The sequence below is a fragment of the Modestobacter lapidis genome (genome assembly GCF_054780755.1).
The window spans coordinates 1-1263 of sequence record NZ_BAAGVS010000058.1; the positions used below are offsets into that span (position 1 = coordinate 1).

Below are 1263 nucleotides of genomic sequence, written 5' to 3' on the forward strand. Positions count from 1 at the left end.
TGGGGTGTACCAATGATCTTGGACAGTGACTCGCTGCTGAGAGGATCTGTCCATGCCAGAGCAGCGGCGAAGGTTCAGCCCGCAGTTCAAGGCCGAGGCCGTGCAGATGGTGCTCGAGACCGGCAAGCCCGTCGCCGAGGTCGCCCGCGACCTGGGGATCAACGAGGGCACGCTGGGCAACTGGGTCAACATCTGGAGACGCGATAACCCGGAGCCCGTTCCGGACCTGAATCCTGTGGAGCGCGCCCGCGTGAAGGAAATGGAAGACGAAATCCGCCGGCTGCGGATGGAGAACGAGTTCCTGAAAAAAGCAGCGGCCTTCTTCGCACGGACGCAGCCGTAGCCGAGCGCTGCGCTGTGATCGACGCGGAGAAGGCCAACTATCCGATCGCGTTCATGTGCCGGCTGCTGCGCGTGCCGCGGTCGAGCTTCTACGCCTGGACCAACCGGGTGGAGACGCCCACGCAGGCCCGCCGCCGGGCGCTGGCCGCGGCGATCACCACGGAGTTCAAGGCCTCGCGACAGACCTCGGGATGCCGGCGGATCACCGCTGCACTCAACCGGGCCGGCATCGAGTGCTCGGTCGGGCTGGTCGCCGATCTGATGCGTGAGCTGGGCTTGGCCGCAGTGCAGCCGCGGGCCTACAAGCGCACCACCGTCCCCGGAAGGGAGCCGGTGGCGGCCCCGGATCTGATCGACCGGGACTTCACCGCTGACGGTCCCGGCCAGCGGCTGGTCGGAGACATCACCTACCTACGCACCGGCGAGGGATGGCTGTACCTGGCCACCGTGATCGACCTGGCCACCCGCATGGTCGTGGGCTGGCAGACCGCCGCCCACATGCGCACCACCCTGGTCACCGACGCCCTGCAGATGGCCATCGTCGGCGGTCACGTCGCCGACGATGCAATCTTCCACTCGGACCGAGGAACGCAATATACGTCCGCTGAATTCGAGGCATTCACGGCGAAGAATGGCATCCGCCGGAGCCGAGGGCGGACCGGAGTGTGCTGGGACAACGCCGCCGCCGAGTCATTTTTCGCGACCCTGAAGAACGAGATGTACTACCGGCAGACCTTCGACACGCGAGCACGCGCCCGGTTCGCCGTGGCCGAATACATCGAGGTGTTTTACAACCGCCGACGGCTGCACTCCACGCTGGGTTACCGGACCCCGTTCGAAGCGCTCACCGACCACCGGGCTGCGGCAACCGCCACAGCGTGATCAACCCGAGGACCTGTCCACGATCCTTGACACAGCCCA

General features: G+C 66.2%; 1 protein-coding gene. It reads left to right on the forward strand.

Annotation, left to right across the window (positions count from 1 at the left end):
* Positions 1-52 precede the first annotated feature (52 nt).
* Positions 53-1224 (forward strand): IS3 family transposase gene (locus ACYVG5_RS21425; protein WP_222050880.1). Its coding sequence is split into 2 segments (ribosomal slippage): positions 53-314 and positions 314-1224, totalling 1173 coding nucleotides; the frame shifts between segments, so codons are not numbered across the junction.
* Positions 1225-1263: the final 39 nt, after the last annotated feature.